Genomic DNA, 16,770 nt, shown 5'->3' with positions numbered 1-16,770 from the left:
AATTTGAGAAGAAGTAAAGCTTTTATACCGACAACCAAAGAGGCACCATCAGATGCTACACTTCCGAGTCATATATTTTTATCTCGTGCAGGATTTATTACACAGGTTGCTGCAGGGTTGTATAATTATCTGCCATTAGCAAAAAGAGTGATTAAAAAAATAGAAAATATCATTAATGAAGAGATGACAAAAGTAGGTGCCCAGGAAGTGGAACTCTCTTTTGTAACACCCGCAGAGTTGTGGCAGGAGAGTGGAAGAATAGAAAAGTTCGGTAAAGAACTGCTTCGTTTTCACGATAGAAAAAACAATCTTTTCGTACTTGGACCTACACATGAAGAGATGATGGTTGATGTTGTCCGGAACCGTGTGACATCTTATAAAAATCTGCCATTAAATCTGTATCAGATTAAGACAAAATTCCGTGATGAGGCCCGTCCTCGTTTCGGGCTTATGCGTGGCCGTGAGTTTATTATGCAGGATGCCTACTCTTTTCATGCTACAGCAGAGGATTTAGACAGAGAATTTGATGCAATGGAAGCAGCCTACAAAAAGATACTTTCTCGTATGGGACTGGATTTCAGAGTGGTAGAAGCCGACAGTGGTGCCATTGGTGGAAGCGGTTCCAAAGAGCTTATGGTTTTGGCAGAGAGTGGTGAAGACACAATTGCTGTTTGTTCAAAATGTGAATACGGTGCCAATATAGAAGCAGCTTCAAGAAGCAAACGCTCAAATATTCCTGAAGCTCCTGAAGCTTCTTTTAATAAGTTTAAAACACCAGAGATAAAAACAATAGATGAACTTGCAGAGTTTTTCAAAATTGACCCTTATTATACGGTTAAATGTGTTGCAAAAAAAGTTATATATGAAGATGCAAGTGAAATTGTTCTTTTCTTTGTACGCGGATGCGATAATCTTCAGGAAGTAAAAGCACTCAATGCAACAGAAGCCCTTGATATTGTGGATGTGACAGAAGAAGAACTCAAAGAGACAGGGCTGATTCCCGGTTTTATAGGGCCGCTTGATCAAGACAAGGCAAAACATGTCATTGACAGTGATTTAAAAGATGCCACAAATTTAATCTGTGGGGCAAATGAAGCAGATTATCACTTTATAGGGGTAGATTTGTCGGTGCTCAGTAATGCTGCTTATTTCGCAGATATAGCAGAAGTAAATGAGGGGGATATCTGCCCGTACTGTGACGGTGAACTCTCTTTTACAAAAGGTATAGAAGTAGGACATATTTTTAAACTCGGAACGACTTATTCTGAAGCTTTAAAAGCCGAGTTTTTAGATGAGAACGGAAAAGCACAGCCTTTTATTATGGGAACATACGGAATGGGTGTTTCACGCCTTGTAGCAGCAGTTGTAGAGCAGCATCATGATGAAAATGGCTGTATCTGGACAAAAGAGACAGCACCGTATATGGTAAATATTATGATAAGTAACATCAAAGATGAGGCGCAGGTGCAAGCAGGCGAACAACTTTATAAGCAGCTGCAGGATGCAAATGTAGAGGTAATGCTCGATGACAGAAAAGAACGTTTTGGATTTAAAATGAAAGATGCGGAACTTATCGGATTCCCGTATACGGTTGTTATCGGTAAAGAGTTGCAAAATGGACATGTGCAGATTTTTGACAGAGCAACAAAAGAAAAAAGAGATATCAAGAGTGAAGAGATATTTGATAAAATTATGGAACTGATTTAAATGATTTATTTTTTACTCTACCTTTTTTTGGAAGTGCTTGTCTCTGTGCAGATTTCTTCTGCTATAGGAGGGCTTGCCACTTTTTTTGAGATTCTTGTTACTGCATTTATAGGGATATCAATTTTAGTGAATTTCAGAAAAAGTTTGATTGAAAATATGACGGCAGTCTCTTATAACTGTATTGATCTCGAGCAGTTTCAAAAATTAAATCTTTTTACCCTGATTGGTGCTATACTGCTGATTATTCCTGGATTTTTAACAGACATATTAGGTATACTCATGCAGTTTGGTGTTTTTACGAGTATGATTGTTAACCGTTATAATGTAAAATCAGGAAAATGTAATTCTTCTTTTGAGGAACAAAATAATATAACAAAGGATTCAGATGTCATTGATGTTGAAATTATTGAGCACGACTCTGCTCTTAAGTAGTTTTCTCTATGCAAGTAACGCAAGTGAAAATATAGAATATTTTTTAGAAGACAAGTTTAGTGAAAATCCAAGGCTCAAATCAGTAGATGTAAAAGTGGAGGGTGTTACACCACTCAAACAACTTCCAAAATGGAATGCCTATATTGTTAATGTGAAAGCTGTTTTGAAAAACAAGCCAAAGCAGGTAATTCGCCAAAAAATGATTTGGTTTTCAAACGGAAAGATGATTACAAAAGATTTGACAGATATAAGTACAGGAGAAAGTCTTGTCGACAAGGTTAAACCAACAGTAAAAGCCAGACATTATGCAAAAGAAAATTTGATTTACGGCAATGCCAATGCGAAACACAAAATAGTCATTTTTTCAGACCCACTGTGTCCTTTTTGTAGAGGATTTGTACCAGGGGCGATTAAAGATATGAAAAAAGAGCCCCAAAAATTTGCTGTATATTACTATCATTTTCCACTCGAAAGAATTCATCCCGCTTCCGTAACACTGGTCAAAGCAGCAATTGCCGCAGAACATCAAGGTGTAAAAGATGTTGTATTAAAACTTTATAATGTTTCAATCAATCCAAGAGAAAAAAATGTCAAAAAAATTCTTGAAGCATTTAATAAAGCAGAAGGGACAAATATTACACCTGAAGATATTCAGAATTCCAGTGTAATCAAGCAGTTTAACCACGACAGACTTGTAGCCACTGATCTTATGGTTGGTGGAACACCGACGGTTTATCTTGACGGTTCTGTAGATAATACAAAGAAAAAATACCTAAAAGTGAAGTAATGCAAAAATTAACAATAGCAACACGCGTTTCAGACTTGGCACTTTGGCAGGCATATCATATCAAGGAAAGAGTTGAAGCAAGTTTTCCTGAAATAGAAGTAGTGCTTAATAAAATAGTAAGTAACGGCGATAAGGTTTTGGATAAACCTTTGGCTCTCATCGGCGGAAAAGGGCATTTCACCAAAGAGCTTGAAGATGAGATGCTCTCAGGCAATGCCGAGCTTGCTGTACACAGTTTAAAAGATGTACCGACATATATTCCCGATGGTTTGGAACTTGCAGCTGTGACGCAACGTCAAGACCAAAGTGATGTTTTTTTGTCACATACTTACAAAACACTTGAAGATTTGCCTGAGGGAGCAGTGGTTGGGACAACAAGTCTGCGCCGTAGAATGCAACTTTTGCAAAAAAGACCCGATTTAAAAGTCAAAGATTTGAGAGGGAATGTCAATACACGTTTGAGAAAGTTACAAGAAGGGCAGTATGATGCGATAATTTTGGCATGGATAGGACTCAACAGACTTGATTTGCTCAAAGATATTCCCTATACCCAAAAACTTTCTCTTGATATGATGATACCGCCGATGGGGCAGGCTGCCTTGGGTATTGAAATTGTAACCGGCAATGAACAGGTACGGATAATTGCACAAAGTCTCAATGATGAAGATACCTTTACATGTACACAGATTGAGAGAGATTTTATATCAAAAATCGGAGCGGGATGTTCGGCTCCTGTTGCCTGTAATGCTGTTATAGAAGATGATAATGTTGTTTTTAGAGTTATGCTTGGCTTTCCAAACGGAACACATATTATGCAGGAAAAAATCGTAAGAAGTATAGAAGAAAGTAAAAATTTAGGCAAAGAGCTTGCCCAAAAGATGATAGACAAAGGTGCACTGGAGTTATTAAAAGAAGCAGAAAAAACTGCTTTTAAAGATGAAATGCCACAAAGATTGTAAAGTACAAACACTCAGAAATTATTTTTTGAGTGTTTATACTATAACATGGCCTACAAATTTACTCATATTGTCTAAAATATCTCCGCCTTTTCTAAAACTCAGTCCACAGGCTTCATAGGCAAAGAAAACACCTGCCTGATATTTTTTTCCATGAACATCTTTTGGAAAATCTACATACTCCTGGTAGATTTTTTTATGATTCGCATAGGGACCTTCAGTCTGAATGCTGATACTTCCGTTTGCTTCGATAATCTTTGTATTGGCACCTTCGCGTCCAAAAACAGGTTTTTCAACTTGCTTGAGTCCTTGAAGCGGTTCAAAAGAGGTTTTAAGAAGGTAAGGCGAATCTGGAAACAGTTCACATAGAATTGCCATCATTCCTTTTGACTGGAAGAGTAAAGTATAGGCAGGGTTTAAAATAATGGCTTTTTGGTTTTGGATGATATTTGTGAGTGTGGTGGCGAGTTCCGGCTCATCAACTGCAATGTCTTCCCAAGGATAGAGTTTGAACCAGTACTCATAATTTATGTCATTACTGTCATAAATGCCATCTTCATCAAAGCGGACATTCTGCAAAAACTCAAACTTTGTAACAAATCCGGCATCTGTTGCCATCTGCTGGAGCAGTTTTGTAGTGGCTTCTTCTTCGTCATTGCCTTCAACAGAAGAAAAAAGTATTTTCCAGCCGTCATAGAATTCTTCAAATTTGTCTGTGTCATCAAAGAGTGTAACGAGTCTTTTAAAATTGTTACTGATGGCCTCATATACATTGTTAAACTGACGCTCTTCGTCCATATCATTGGATTTTAAAATTGCCCATTGTAAAAGTGCAGTCTCAAAAAGCGCCGTAGGGGTGTCGGCATTAAATTCTATAAGCTTAATATCCTGTCCGTCAATACCGCCGGCTAAATCAAAACGACTGTAAATATGCCAATGGACATCGTTTTCCCAGCTTTTTTTAATACTCTCTATAAGGTTAAAAGGAATGCCCAAATCAAAAAAGAGATCATTGCTGATGACATATTCGGCTGCTTCGACATACATGTCATAAAGAGTATTTGCTGCCTCATAATAGGCCTCTGCTTCTTCTTGGGTCACTTCTACAAGCTCATCGCTGACATACTTGCTGCCGTCAGAATCAGTATGCCAGGTAAAGCCTATCTCTTCTAAGGTTTCATCGTCTATTGGACTCAGTTTTTGTGTAGTTATCATGTGTCAGCCTCCAAAAAATCCGCCACTGCTTCTGCTGTAGCTCGAGCTTCTTGAGGTGCCGCCAAAGAAGCTTTTTCTGCTGCTTGTTGATTTTCTTGCTGCCTTGCCTGCTGCCGAACGGCTGTAGGCACTTCTGTTGACACTGCTTGCATTTCTGGAAAACCTTTTGTTGTTCATCAGCGCATTGCCTATCATATTTCCGAGCAAACTTCCTGCCGCAACGGCTAAAATAGTACCGGCAAGTCCCATGCCTGCACTGCCTGAATTGTCTTGAAGTGTTTCGCTCGTACCGTTTTGTACTTTTTGATACTCTTGTGCAGCCAAAGCTTTCATCTCTTCTTCGTTCATAAAACGCTCTGTTACTCTGCCAAATTCATCACGTTCTCTGATGATTGCACGTGAAGGGCCCTGTGTCGGCATCTCTTCGACAACTTTATACTTTCCGTTTGGCTGTTGTTCTATAACCAAAAATTTATTTTGTGCTTCTTGTTGTTTTTGCTCACATCCTGTAAGCGTACTCATCATTAAAACACCTGCAGTTCCTAATACAACACCGCTGGCAATTGAAGAAATATGTTTCATGCTAATATTGACCTCGAATTTTATTTTTATCTAGAATTATAACTTTTTTTAGTTCATAATCGTAAAATGTTACATTTTTTCTTCCATCATAGTAGAGATCACCATGATAGAAAAATTTATCCGTTTTGAGTGTAATGTTTTTTTTCATAAGCATCATTTCTCCAATGCTTTTTCCTATAGGAGGAATAAGCGTTGCAAAAGAGAGGACAAAGAGAGAACCTATAACAATCAGTGCTGTTTTTGTGCTGGCATAAACTACCAAATAGCCAAGAAGTATAGAAAAAAATAAAAACAAAAAGAAATTTTGATGATCTGCAAATAAAATATTGTAGTATACATGTACACCATAAAAATCGATATAATTCAGTTTCACGCCTAATATAATGAAAAAATCAAGTATGAATGTAAAAAACATACCGCTTAGCAGTGCCTGGAACAGTTTGCTCATCGTAACCTCTTTATTTTTTTATGGTTTATTTTATAGAGTTTTGAAGCCTGACCTTCAAAGAGTCCTTTCTTGTTTTCTATTATTATATCAGCTTTTTGCTCACAAAAAGTTCTTGAAAAGTTTTTACCGCTTTCATTGGCAGATGTGGAGTATGTCCATTCCTTTTGTCTCAAACAAGAAGAGTCTGCCACATCTTCTGCAACCCGAAAAGCATGGTTTTTTACTATAAAGGTTGTTTTTTTAAGGCGTCTGACTCTGTTTTTCTGAGTGTTTGGTACTCTTTTATGGTCTTTCTTCAGTGCTTGGAAGTTTTTATAAACAACAATGAAAGGTTTGGTATTTGGACGTGATTTTACTGCACACAGCTTAGGCGCATCCTGGGATAAAAAACCGACAGTAGTGTCGGTTTGTGAGAGAATAATATTTGTTTTTATACTAAAAAATCTTGCAGGGCTGTTGAGCTTGACCATTTTTCATCTTCCATTTCATCGAGTGCGAGTATCAGTGCTCTTGCTGCACTGAGCGTTGTAAAGTAAGGAATACTTCTTTTAAGCACTTCTTGGCGAATGACAACAGCATCTTTTTTTGATGTGTTGTTGTCAGATGTATTAATTGCCATTGCTATTTCATCATTTTTCATGCTGTCCTCAATATTTGGACGACCTTCTGAAATTTTTAAAACCACTTCACATGCTATACCCGCTTCTTCTATGGCCTTTTGTGTCCCTTTTGTTGCAACAAGTCTAAAGCCGTGTTCAACCAGACCTTTTGCTATTTCAGGAGCATGTTTTTTATCTGTATCAACAAAAGAGAGGAAACATGTTCCGCCTGTCGGAATATTATTTCCTGCACTGAGTTGTGCTTTTGCAAAACTTACCCCGAAGTTTTTACTGATACCCATTACTTCACCCGTAGATTTCATCTCAGGACTCAGTACCAAATCGGCACCGTAAAGTTTATGGAAAGGGAATACTGCTTCTTTGACAGATACATGCCCTTTGAGGCGAGGACGAAGCAGACCGTTGTGCTCTTCAACTATTTCATATTTGTCATAGTAGGCTAATGAGCTTCTTAAGTCTTTGCCCATCATAACACGTGTGGCTACTTTTGCAAGAGGCATACCGGTTGCTTTTGAGACAAAAGGAACTGTACGTGAGGCACGAGGATTGACTTCAATAAGATAAATTTCATCCTGATAAATTGCATACTGTACATTCATCAGTCCGACAACGCCAAGGCCGAGTGCGATGACTTTTGTCTGCTGCTCAACTTTTTCTATCATATCCTGTGTCAAATTCATAGGAGGCAGTGAACATGCCGAATCTCCCGAGTGTATTCCTGCCTCTTCGATGTGCTGCATAACAGAACCGATGTAGACATCTTTGCCGTCACAGATACAATCCACATCAAGCTCAATTGCCTGATCCAAAAATTTGTCTACCAAGACAGGGGCTTCGTTGGAGACAGAAATGGCAAGATCCATGTATTGACGCAGCTCATCTTCGCTATATACGATACGCATGCCGCGTCCGCCAAGCACAAAGGAAGGACGAACAAGAACAGGATAGCCCAGTCTTTCGGCTATAATAAATGATTCTTCTTTTGTACGTGCCAAACCGTTTGCAGGCTGTTTAAGATTGTGCGCTTTTACAAAATCACTAAACTGCTCTCTGTCTTCTGCCAAATCAATGACGGATGATGGAGTTCCTGAAATTTTTGCACCGATTTTTGTTAAAGAATCAGCAAGTTTGAGTGGAGTCTGTCCACCGAAATGAACAATGATACCATCAGGATTTTCATTTTCTATCACTTCTCTTACATGTTCAAAATCTATCGGTTCAAAATAAAGAACGTCAGATGTGTCATAGTCGGTAGAAACCGTTTCAGGATTACAGTTATACATAATAGTCTCTATGCCCATCTCTTTAAGTGCAAATGCCGCATGTACACAACAGTAGTCAAATTCAATCCCCTGTCCGATTCTGTTTGGTCCGCCGCCTAAAATAAGCACTTTTTGTTTGTCGCTTTGACGATTGGTAATATTTGGCAGTTTTGTAATGTTTGTTGTTGAGTAGAGGTAAGGAGTAAGTGCTTCAAACTCAGCGGCACAGGTGTCAACTTCATTATACTCCAAACTGATGCCAAGCTTTTTTCTTGCTTCATAAACCAGGTCTTCACTCACTGTTTCTTGAGAATTTTTTGCTATAAGCTGTGCAATTCTTTTGTCAGAAAAACCGTCAACTTTTACTTTTCGCATTAACTCCTCATCAAAAAGGATTTTATCGCTGACAGTTGCTTCTGTTTCCATCATCTCTTGTATTTGATATAAGAACCATGGATCAATCTGGCAGGTGTCAAACATTTCCTGTATACTCATGCCGCGACGAAAACCTTCGGCAACATAAAGAATTCTGTCAGCATTGGGACGACGGATTTCATGCTTGACAAACTCATCATCCGCCTCAATGTCATCAAAACCGCAAAGTCCTGTTTCAAGAGAGCAGAGTGCTTTTTGAACAGACTCTTTAAACGTACGGCCGATTGCCATGACTTCACCGACTGATTTCATAGATGTGCTGAGTGTACTTTCGGCTTCAGGAAATTTTTCAAATGTAAAACGCGGTATTTTTGTAACAACATAATCTATAACCGGTTCAAAAGCTGCAGGTGTTCCCGTGATGTCATTTTCAATTTCATCAAGGGTAAATCCGACTGCTAAAAGGGTGGCTACTTTGGCAATAGGATAGCCTGTTGCCTTACTTGCCAGTGCGGATGAACGCGATACACGTGGATTCATCTCAATTACAATCATGCGTCCTGTTTTCGGATCAATTGAAAACTGAACATTGGAACCGCCTGTGTCAACGCCGACTTCACGTAAAATTGCGAAAGAGGCATCTCTCATTCTTTGATACTCTTTGTCTGTCAATGTTAATGCAGGGGCAACCGTAATAGAGTCTCCCGTATGCACACCCATAGGGTCAAAGTTTTCAATGGAACAGACGATGATGCAGTTGTCCGCTTTGTCGCGGATAACCTCCATTTCATACTCTTTCCAGCCGAGCATAGATTCCATAATCTCGATTTCATTGACAGGTGAAGCTGAAATGCCTTCCTGGGCAAGTTTTTTAAACTCTTCCATATTATACGCCACACCGGAACCGCCGCCTGCGAGTGTAAAGGATGCACGACTGATGACCGGAAAACCTATCTCTTTGACAACTTCTATGGCCTCTTCAACACTGTAGGCATTTCTGCTTTTTGGCAAATCCATACCAATTTTTGTCATCGCTTCATTAAAAAGCTGTCTGTCTTCGCCTTTGTTAATTGCTTCAGGATTTGCACCTAAAAACTCCACACCTTCAAGCATCCCTTTCTCATACATACTCATAGCTACATTGAGTGCAGTCTGTCCGCCCATAGTCGGCAAAACAGCATCTACTTTTTCATCTTTGATGATTTTGGCGATAACATCTTCTTTGATAGGTTCGATATAGGTTCTGTCTGCAAATTCAGGATCAGTCATGATGGTTGCAGGATTTGAGTTGATGAGAACAACGCGGTAACCCAATTCTTTTAATGTTTTAACAGCCTGTGTTCCAGAGTAATCAAATTCACAGGCCTGACCGATGATAATCGGGCCAGAACCTATAAGTAAAATAGTTTTTATGTCGGTGCGTTTTGGCATTTGTTCCCTCTTAAATATGGTTATATAAATTTAGAGATTATAGCCAAAAGGCACTTAATAGGAGTTTAGTCAGTAGGTAAAAGTGTAGATAAGCGAGGCAAGTCCAGAGTAAATAAATTTGTTGTTCACCAAAGGACTGTTGTATGCACTGTTTGGAATTCTGTCTGCTCTTATGTTAAAAAGGGCTGCGAGTTTTTTGCTCAGAGGGTATTTAATATATGTTTGCACGGCAAATGAGAATCCTCCCTTTGGCATGTAAGCAGGACGCTGCAGTGTTGCTTCGGAATTTTTGACTCCGTAATAATAGTCAAGAAATTTTCTGGGTTGGTACAAGAGTACAGCACTTGGATAAAAAGTAAATTGACCTGCTGTGTACTTATCACCAATTTCTACACTGCCGACCCATGAATTATATTTGTTGAGGATGTCTGCCAAAAGCATTACTTCAATATAGCTGGAGTTTTTATAGCCGGCACTAAAAGCAATACCACCTTCCATTGTTGAGTCTTTGTCGCTCATTCCTTGTAAAGAGACTGAGTCTGATGCCTTGTAGCCAAGTGTTCTCGGCTGTACAGTAAAGGAAAACCCCCAGGAATATTCCGCTTTTTTGTCTCCTAAAAAGTAAAGACCGAATCTGCTCCATCTTGCATATACAACAGAGTTGTCAAAAAATATTACCGGTGAAGGCAAAACAAGGGCAGAAGCCTCTTTGTAAGGTTGACTCTGAAAGTACGGTCCTGCACCGATTGTAAGTTCTTGTTTGCTCTCTTGGGCTGTAAGATGTAAAAATAGCAACACTGAGATTATGAAATATTTCATTTTAGATTCCTTATTATATGAAAATAACCCGGCTCATTCGCCTTGTAATATTGTTCAACAACAGCATTTTGATAGCCTTGTGATCTTGTAACAGAAAGAACCTTTCCTACTTTGAGACCTTTAAAAAAGATATTGTCCAGACCTGATGTGATCACTTCATCCCCGGGTCTGATACTGAACCAGGCCGGTATGAAATTGATAACTATATTTTTGGCATTGTTGCCATGTGCAATACCGGGTGCTTTTTCTTTCCCTACATAAACAGAGTAGGCACTCTTTATGTCAGAATTAAGCAGTGCCAGAGGTTTGTTGTTTTTTGCTATCACTATTCCTGCAACAAACTCTTTGTAGGTTAAGCCGTAAATTTTTGAGGCATTATACTCTGGAATATCCATCCATAATCTGTTGATATTTCCAAATTTTTCATACGATATTGCACGGACAAGCTCTACTTTGGGATCTGTTGTGAGTGAAGAGTTGTTTTCTTTGTACAAATCCTTGAGTTCAGAAGTGAGTTGCTGCAGGAGAAGATGATTATTTTCATATTTTTTCAGTCTGTTTTTCAGATTCTCTATTTCCTGTGCCTGAAATAAATATTTGTCTGTTTTGTTGTTAAAAAATTCTATACTGTCAAGATAATTTGATTTTATGGTGTTGAGTGCTGAAACAATGGGAGACTGAATAGGATTGTTGTAGTATAAAGCACCCACAAAGAGTGCTGTCAGGATAAAAAAATAGACAAACGATTTTTTATTCATTCTCAAAAAGTTCTTGCAGGAGGTCTATCTCTTCTAAAGCTCTTCCTGTTCCCCGTGCAACGGCTAAAAGAGGTTCATCTGCGACAAAAACAGGAATTCTGACGATATCTGAGAGATATTTGTCCAGCTGACGGATTAAAGCACCGCCGCCCGTCAAAATTATACCGTGGTTTACAATATCACCGGCTAAATCAGGCGGCATTCTTTCTAAAACATCCCGTAGTGCTTCGGCGACTTCTTTAAGCGGCTCTTTCATCGCTTCTCTGGCATCTTCGCTTGTCAGTTCCACTGAACTCAGCAGTCCTTCAACCTGATCGCGTCCGTTAACAACCATTGTAAGTTCCTGGTCAAGTTCTACAGCTGTTCCAATGTTTATTTTAATCTCTTCGGCAACTCTCTCTCCTATGAGGAGATTGTATTTTTTTCTCACATAGTTGACGATTCCCTGATCGATTTTATCTCCGGCTGTACGGATGGACTTTGAGAGTACCAAACCGCCCAAAGAGACAACACCTATTTCAGTTGTACCGCCACCAATGTCTACAACAAGATTCCCTTGTGGTTCCCGAATATCTATGCCGGCTCCGATAGCTGCTGCCATAGGCTCTTCTATGAGAAAAACTTCGCGTGCTCCGGCACTTAAAGCAGACTCGCGAACAGCCTTTCTTTCAACCTGTGTTAAGCCGTAAGGCACACAGATGATAATACGGGGAGATATTAAAGAACTTCTTCCGTGTGCTTTTTCAATGAACTTGCGAATCATCTTTTCAGTCATGTCAAAATCGGCAATAACACCGTCACGCATAGGACGGATGGCTTTGATATTTCCCGGAGTTTTTCCCACCATCTCTTTTGCTTCATGTCCGACAGCGAGTACACGCTGTTGTCCATATTTTTCGGTTTTGACAGCAACAACAGAAGGTTCATTAATGATAATCCCGCGCCCCTTTGCTATGACAATTGTATTGGCAGTTCCCAAGTCGATAGAAAGGTCATTTGAAAAAAGTCCGACTATTTTATTAAATATCATTTATTGTGCCTTATGCTGTTTTTTGTGTTGTTTTCTTAATATAAAGAGGCTGTTCGCCATTTTCAATGACTTCTTTTGTGATCATTACTTCATAACCGCTGTATTCAGGGAGTTCATACATGATATCTATCATACTCTCTTCTAAAATTGCGCGAAGTCCCCGTGCTCCTGTTTTTCTTTTGATGGCCTTTTTTGCTATGGCACGGAGTGCATCTTCTTCAAAGTTCAGTTCCACATCATCTATGGCAAAAAGTTTTTTGTACTGTCTTACAAGTGAGTTTTTCGGCTCTGTTAAAATGCGTACCATGTCATCTTCAGTGATTTCATTGAGTGATGCAATGATAGGCAGACGTCCGACAAGCTCAGGAATAAGTCCGTAATGAACCAGGTCATCCGGTTCAACCATGTCAAATGTAGGTTTTTTCTCTTCTTTTGTCTTCTTTTCCTGTCCGAAACCAAGAACATTTTCGCCCTGTTTGCGCTTTAAAATATCTTCAAGTCCGTCAAAGGCACCGCCACAGATAAATAAAATATTTGTAGTATCAATAGCTGTAAACTCCTGATTTGGATGTTTTCTTCCCCCTTTTGGCGGAATATTGACAGAAGAGCCTTCGATGATTTTTAAAAGTGCCTGCTGGACACCTTCTCCCGAAACATCGCGGGTAATGGAGCGGTTTTCACTCATACGTGAAACTTTGTCAACTTCATCAAGAAAAATGATGCCTTTTTGCGCCCGTTCTACATCACCGTCAGCTGCCTGAATGAGCTTTGTCAAAATGTTTTCAACATCTTCACCTACATATCCGGCTTCTGTCAGACTTGTTGCATCCGCAATGGCGATAGGGACATTCAATACTCGTGCAATAGTTTGTGCCATAAGTGTCTTACCGCTTCCTGTAGGACCGATAAGCAGAATGTTTGACTTTGAAATTTCTGTATCATCTTCATCTGATTTGTGCATTTTAAATATACGCTTGTAGTGATTATAAACAGCAACACTCAGGAGCTTTCTTGCTCTTTCCTGTCCTATAATATACTCACCCAAAAAAGCATCCAGTTCTTTTGGTGTCATAAGTTTGTGTACTGCATCAACAAGTTCGCTGTTGTTCTCTTTTGCAAGTTCTTTTTCATCACCAAACATTATTTTGTAAGCTGAAACAACACAGTTTTTACAAATGTAAACACCGTTGCCTGCTATAAGAGGGTTTTGTTCGCTTTCGCTTGCATCACAAAAGCTGCAATGTCTGTGTATCATACTTTTTTCCTTTCAAACGGAATTCCGCGTTTTGTTGTAATGACAAAGTTACATAAATCTTTTACATAATGATTGTCTGAATTTTCCAGCAGTTCGCTTGCTGTATCTTTGAGTGGTCTGCCTGATTCAAAAAGTTCTCTGTAGGCTGATTTGAGGGCATTGATGTCATCTCTTGACAAATGTCTTCTGAGTCCCGTTAAATTAAGTCCTCTGAGCGAAGCACGGTTTCCCTCTGCCATACAAAAGGGAGGAATATCCTGTGCCAAAGCTGATGCGCCTCCCACCATGGCATAATCGCCTACATGGACAAACTGGTGAATTGGTGTCATGCCGCCAATGACAACATAGTTGCCAAGTTCCACATGCCCCGCAAGTGTTGCCGCGTTTGCCAAGATACAGTGATTGCCGATGATGACATCATGTCCGAGGTGAACGTATCCCATAAAGAGGTTGTCGTTGCCTATGATGGTTTTTCCGCCGCCGCCTTTTGTCCCAGGGTTAAAAAGGGTAAATTCACGGATAGTATTGTTATCGCCGATGATAAGTTCAACATCTTCACCGTTGAATTTCAGGTCCTGCGGAATTGAACCGATGACTGCATGTGAAAAAATTTTGTTGTTTTTGCCGATAGTTGTTTTTCCGTAAATACAACTGTTTGCATCTATGCTTGTTCCATTGCCAATCGTTGCTTCACTTGAGATAAAGCAAAACGGTCCGATTGTAACATTTTCTCCGATTGTCGCGCCGTCTTCAATAACGGCAAGTTGAGATATTTGAGACAAAAATAAATCCTTTACTTGTCAACTATCATAGCTTTGAGTTCCGCTTCGCTTGCTAATTTGTCATCAACATATGCTTCACCTTTAAGCATCCAGATAGTACCTTTTTGTTTTATGACAGAAATTCTGTATTCGAGTTTGTCTCCCGGTTTTACAGGAGTTCTGAATTTTGCTTTGTCGATGCTCATGAAATAGACTACTTTGTTTGCAATCTCTTCCTCCGTCAAATCTCCCATACTTAAAAATGACAAAATTCCACCGGCTTGCGCCATGCCTTCTAAAATCATGACACCCGGATATATAGGATGGCCAGGAAAGTGTCCCTGAAAAACAGGCTCTGAAATAGAGACATTTTTGTAAGCAGTGACCGATTTTCCTTTTTCTAGCTGAGTAACTCTGTCAACCAACAAAAAAGGATAACGGTGAGGAAGAATTTTTTGTATTTCTGTAACATCCATAAGCATATTTATAAACCTTATAACAATATTTTTTTGATATTTTATCTAATTTATTGTTAAGAAAAGATAATAAGTTTTTCTTTGGTATCTTCATATACTTTTGCATTCAATTCAATGCTAAGCTTTGTCTCCGGTATATCCTTGACAACTATTATGGGAGTTATGTCATAATTTGAGCCCGATACAACAGCTCTGAGTCTCTGTTCTTTTTCAAAGTCCAAGGGGTTGTAAATAAGCTCTTTGAGAGATTTATAAGTTGATTTGCCCAAGTCATTGTAGGTTTGCAAAGTGATAAATTTTATCTCTTCACGATTAAAATAATGCACACCATTGTGTGAAAATTCTATACGTCCCTGTGCTTTTTTTCTCGGCAGTGTGGAATAACTCATAGCATAGGCTTCTATGCTCTCTTTTTTTCCTGCTGTGAGCTTAAAGCCAAACTGTCTATAGTTAAGAAATTTTTGTTTAATTATTCTGTACTCTTTGCCTTCCTCTTCCAGTTCGTTTCTTTTGGTGTACATGTAAAGACGTTCTTCAATTGAGGCAGGAAGTGTCTGTCCTGAAATTGGTGAAAACATTTCATCCATCAGTCTGTTTTGCTGATCCCGCTGCATGGTAAGCCCGAAAATACAGCCGCAATAGTCCTGACGGTAGAGTTGTTCTTCTTTTGTGACACGGCTTTGATCCTGTGTCCCGCCGCCGCTTCTGTAGTCAACGGCTACAAACTCAACACCGTGACTTTTATAAAATTCATCACCGACACGTTTGAGCTGTTCCTGGGACTTGAGCGGACTTACCAACAGAGTGGTTGTTATTTTTTTTTCACCGAGTTCGAGGGCTTTTTTTGCACTTGTTGTGAAACGTTTGTCAAAACAGACTTCACAACGAGCCCCTTTTTCAGGTTCATTTTCCAGTCCACGAACTGCTTCAAGCCAGTTTTCATAGTCATATTCACCCTCAATCAATTCGATACCGAGTTTTTTGCAGGAGCGCTTGACATCAAGCAGGCGCAGCTGATATTCGGAATAGGGATGGATATTCGGGTCGTAAAAAAAGCCGGTCAGTTTTTCATCTGGAAAATCTTTTTGAAGTTTTTCCAGAAAGAAGTGTGAGTCAACACTGCAACAAATATGTACTAAGATGGTTTTTCCTTGAAAGATGTTTTAGGTTATGAGTATTTTTCAAAACGCGGACTTCAGTCCGGGCTGAGAATGGCAAGGCTGTTGCAACAGCCGGCACTGAAGTGCCGGTTCCGAGATTGAGGTTTTAATCTTGCCTGCGAAAAAATCAGTCTCTTTTTTCGTGAATCTCTATAGTTTTGATCTCATCCTGTCCTTCAATTGAATCTAAAACCGCAAAGCTTTCAGCATCATTCTCTTCAATACCGCCAAAAACTGTATGGACACCGTCAAGATGCGGGCAGGGAACAAAACAGATAAAGAACTGGCTGCCGCCTGTGTTTTGTCCTGCATGTGCCATAGAAAGTGTTCCTTTGACATGTTTATGTGTATTTTTATCGGTTTCGCATGCTATAGACCAGCCCGGACCACCTGTTCCTGTTCCCTGCGGACAACCGCCCTGTGCCATAAAACCGGGGATTACACGGTGGAAGCTGAGATTGTCATAAAATCCTGTTTGTGCCAAATGTGCAAAGTTTGCAACGGTATTTGGTGTTTCCTCCGGATAAAGTTTAATCCAGATATCGCCTTTGTTTGTTACGATTTTTGCATATTGCAGTTTTGATAATTCTTCTTCGCTTAAATTGTATTCTTTGAGTTGTGCTTTTCCAAACATATAAACCTCTTTATTTTATTTTTTGTTATTATAGTTAAATTTTTATAAATATGTCTTGTGCT

At 39.3% G+C, this 16,770-nt stretch carries 17 protein-coding genes; 4 read left to right on the top strand and 13 right to left on the bottom strand.

Annotated elements, in window-relative coordinates; all coding sequences use genetic code 11:
• The first annotated feature begins 3 nt into the window (after positions 1-3).
• Genes MLC35_RS07580 through hemC form a run of 4 tightly spaced genes read left to right on the top strand, consistent with a single transcriptional unit; the run spans position 4 to position 3,885 of the window.
• The gene (locus MLC35_RS07580; RefSeq protein ID WP_434636446.1) at positions 4-1,707 is read left to right on the top strand and encodes a proline--tRNA ligase; all 1,704 of its coding nucleotides are present in this window, start codon (positions 4-6) and stop codon (positions 1,705-1,707) included.
• Positions 1,708-2,139: an FxsA family protein gene (locus tag MLC35_RS07575; RefSeq protein WP_151900036.1), complete on the top strand. Its 432-nt coding sequence runs from the start codon at positions 1,708-1,710 to the stop codon at positions 2,137-2,139.
• Positions 2,093-2,926, top strand: coding sequence for a DsbA family protein (locus MLC35_RS07570; protein ID WP_434636444.1), 834 nt, complete (start codon positions 2,093-2,095; stop codon positions 2,924-2,926). Before MLC35_RS07575 ends, MLC35_RS07570 begins: the two co-directional genes overlap by 47 nt.
• Positions 2,926-3,885 (top strand): hydroxymethylbilane synthase, encoded by a 960-nt coding sequence (gene hemC, locus MLC35_RS07565; RefSeq protein WP_434636442.1) that lies wholly within the window; start codon positions 2,926-2,928, stop codon positions 3,883-3,885. The genes MLC35_RS07570 and hemC overlap by 1 nt, the downstream gene beginning before the upstream one ends.
• Before the next feature lie 33 nt (positions 3,886-3,918).
• Here the strand turns inward: hemC and MLC35_RS07560 are convergent, their stop codons facing one another.
• The 13 genes from MLC35_RS07560 to MLC35_RS07500 form a co-directional block, all read right to left on the bottom strand.
• The gene (locus tag MLC35_RS07560; protein ID WP_346388935.1) at positions 3,919-5,097 is read right to left on the bottom strand and encodes a glutathionylspermidine synthase family protein; all 1,179 of its coding nucleotides are present in this window, start codon (positions 5,095-5,097) and stop codon (positions 3,919-3,921) included.
• 3 nt (positions 5,098-5,100) lie between these two features.
• A complete protein-coding gene (locus MLC35_RS07555) occupies positions 5,101-5,679 on the bottom strand; it encodes a hypothetical protein (RefSeq protein WP_151900040.1) in 579 nt (192 codons plus the stop codon).
• Position 5,680: 1 nt separating this feature from the next.
• Entirely contained in the window at positions 5,681-6,127 is a 447-nt protein-coding gene (locus MLC35_RS07550; protein WP_151900041.1) for a hypothetical protein, read from the bottom strand.
• A complete protein-coding gene (locus tag MLC35_RS07545) occupies positions 6,124-6,597 on the bottom strand; it encodes a Sua5/YciO/YrdC/YwlC family protein (RefSeq protein ID WP_151900042.1) in 474 nt (157 codons plus the stop codon). Before MLC35_RS07545 ends, MLC35_RS07550 begins: the two co-directional genes overlap by 4 nt.
• On the bottom strand, positions 6,558-9,815 hold the full coding sequence (gene carB, locus MLC35_RS07540; protein WP_434636440.1) for a carbamoyl-phosphate synthase large subunit: 3,258 nt from the start codon (positions 9,813-9,815) through the stop codon (positions 6,558-6,560). Before carB ends, MLC35_RS07545 begins: the two co-directional genes overlap by 40 nt.
• A 69-nt stretch (positions 9,816-9,884) precedes the next feature.
• On the bottom strand, positions 9,885-10,634 hold the full coding sequence (locus MLC35_RS07535; protein ID WP_151900044.1) for a MipA/OmpV family protein: 750 nt from the start codon (positions 10,632-10,634) through the stop codon (positions 9,885-9,887).
• Complete coding sequence (gene mreC / locus MLC35_RS07530; protein ID WP_434636436.1) at positions 10,631-11,392, bottom strand: rod shape-determining protein MreC; 762 nt, start codon at positions 11,390-11,392, stop codon at positions 10,631-10,633. Before mreC ends, MLC35_RS07535 begins: the two co-directional genes overlap by 4 nt.
• Complete coding sequence (locus MLC35_RS07525) at positions 11,385-12,422, bottom strand: rod shape-determining protein (RefSeq protein WP_151900046.1); 1,038 nt, start codon at positions 12,420-12,422, stop codon at positions 11,385-11,387. Before MLC35_RS07525 ends, mreC begins: the two co-directional genes overlap by 8 nt.
• Positions 12,423-12,432: 10 nt before the next feature.
• On the bottom strand, positions 12,433-13,677 hold the full coding sequence (gene clpX / locus MLC35_RS07520) for an ATP-dependent Clp protease ATP-binding subunit ClpX (protein WP_151900047.1): 1,245 nt from the start codon (positions 13,675-13,677) through the stop codon (positions 12,433-12,435).
• Positions 13,674-14,459: an acyl-ACP--UDP-N-acetylglucosamine O-acyltransferase gene (lpxA, locus tag MLC35_RS07515; RefSeq protein ID WP_418640467.1), complete on the bottom strand. Its 786-nt coding sequence runs from the start codon at positions 14,457-14,459 to the stop codon at positions 13,674-13,676. Before lpxA ends, clpX begins: the two co-directional genes overlap by 4 nt.
• A gap of 11 nt (positions 14,460-14,470) precedes the next feature.
• The gene (fabZ, locus tag MLC35_RS07510) at positions 14,471-14,920 is read right to left on the bottom strand and encodes a 3-hydroxyacyl-ACP dehydratase FabZ (RefSeq protein WP_151900049.1); all 450 of its coding nucleotides are present in this window, start codon (positions 14,918-14,920) and stop codon (positions 14,471-14,473) included.
• A gap of 50 nt (positions 14,921-14,970) precedes the next feature.
• Positions 14,971-16,056 carry an epoxyqueuosine reductase QueH gene (locus MLC35_RS07505; protein ID WP_434638305.1) on the bottom strand — a complete coding sequence of 362 codons (1,086 nt, stop codon included), beginning with the start codon at positions 16,054-16,056 and terminating at the stop codon, positions 14,971-14,973.
• 145 nt (positions 16,057-16,201) lie between these two features.
• Positions 16,202-16,708, bottom strand: a complete 507-nt coding sequence (locus tag MLC35_RS07500; RefSeq protein ID WP_151900051.1) for a peptidylprolyl isomerase — start codon at positions 16,706-16,708, stop codon at positions 16,202-16,204.
• Positions 16,709-16,770 lie beyond the last annotated feature (62 nt).

The sequence above is a fragment of the Sulfurimonas sp. NW7 genome, assembly GCF_051132265.1.
In the GTDB taxonomy this organism is placed as follows: Bacteria; Campylobacterota; Campylobacteria; order Campylobacterales; family Sulfurimonadaceae; genus Sulfurimonas; species Sulfurimonas hydrogeniphila.
The sequence above is the reverse complement of the archived record's forward strand: the minus strand, read 5'-3'. Positions and strand labels throughout refer to the sequence as shown.

Bases quoted from the DNA above. Each gene is read 5' to 3' on its own strand.
- MLC35_RS07575 (WP_151900036.1), top strand. From the start codon at position 1,708: ATGATTTATTTTTTACTCTACCTTTTTTTGGAAGTGCTTGTCTCTGTG.
- MLC35_RS07570 (WP_434636444.1), top strand. From the start codon at position 2,093: ATGTCATTGATGTTGAAATTATTGAGCACGACTCTGCTCTTAAGTAGT.
- hemC (WP_434636442.1), top strand. From the start codon at position 2,926: ATGCAAAAATTAACAATAGCAACACGCGTTTCAGACTTGGCACTTTGG.
- MLC35_RS07560 (WP_346388935.1), bottom strand. From the start codon at position 5,097: ATGATAACTACACAAAAACTGAGTCCAATAGACGATGAAACCTTAGAA.
- MLC35_RS07555 (WP_151900040.1), bottom strand. From the start codon at position 5,679: ATGAAACATATTTCTTCAATTGCCAGCGGTGTTGTATTAGGAACTGCA.
- MLC35_RS07550 (WP_151900041.1), bottom strand. From the start codon at position 6,127: ATGAGCAAACTGTTCCAGGCACTGCTAAGCGGTATGTTTTTTACATTC.
- MLC35_RS07545 (WP_151900042.1), bottom strand. From the start codon at position 6,597: ATGGTCAAGCTCAACAGCCCTGCAAGATTTTTTAGTATAAAAACAAAT.
- carB (WP_434636440.1), bottom strand. From the start codon at position 9,815: ATGCCAAAACGCACCGACATAAAAACTATTTTACTTATAGGTTCTGGC.
- MLC35_RS07535 (WP_151900044.1), bottom strand. From the start codon at position 10,634: ATGAAATATTTCATAATCTCAGTGTTGCTATTTTTACATCTTACAGCC.
- mreC (WP_434636436.1), bottom strand. From the start codon at position 11,392: ATGAATAAAAAATCGTTTGTCTATTTTTTTATCCTGACAGCACTCTTT.
- MLC35_RS07525 (WP_151900046.1), bottom strand. From the start codon at position 12,422: ATGATATTTAATAAAATAGTCGGACTTTTTTCAAATGACCTTTCTATC.
- clpX (WP_151900047.1), bottom strand. From the start codon at position 13,677: ATGATACACAGACATTGCAGCTTTTGTGATGCAAGCGAAAGCGAACAA.
- fabZ (WP_151900049.1), bottom strand. From the start codon at position 14,920: ATGCTTATGGATGTTACAGAAATACAAAAAATTCTTCCTCACCGTTAT.
- MLC35_RS07500 (WP_151900051.1), bottom strand. From the start codon at position 16,708: ATGTTTGGAAAAGCACAACTCAAAGAATACAATTTAAGCGAAGAAGAA.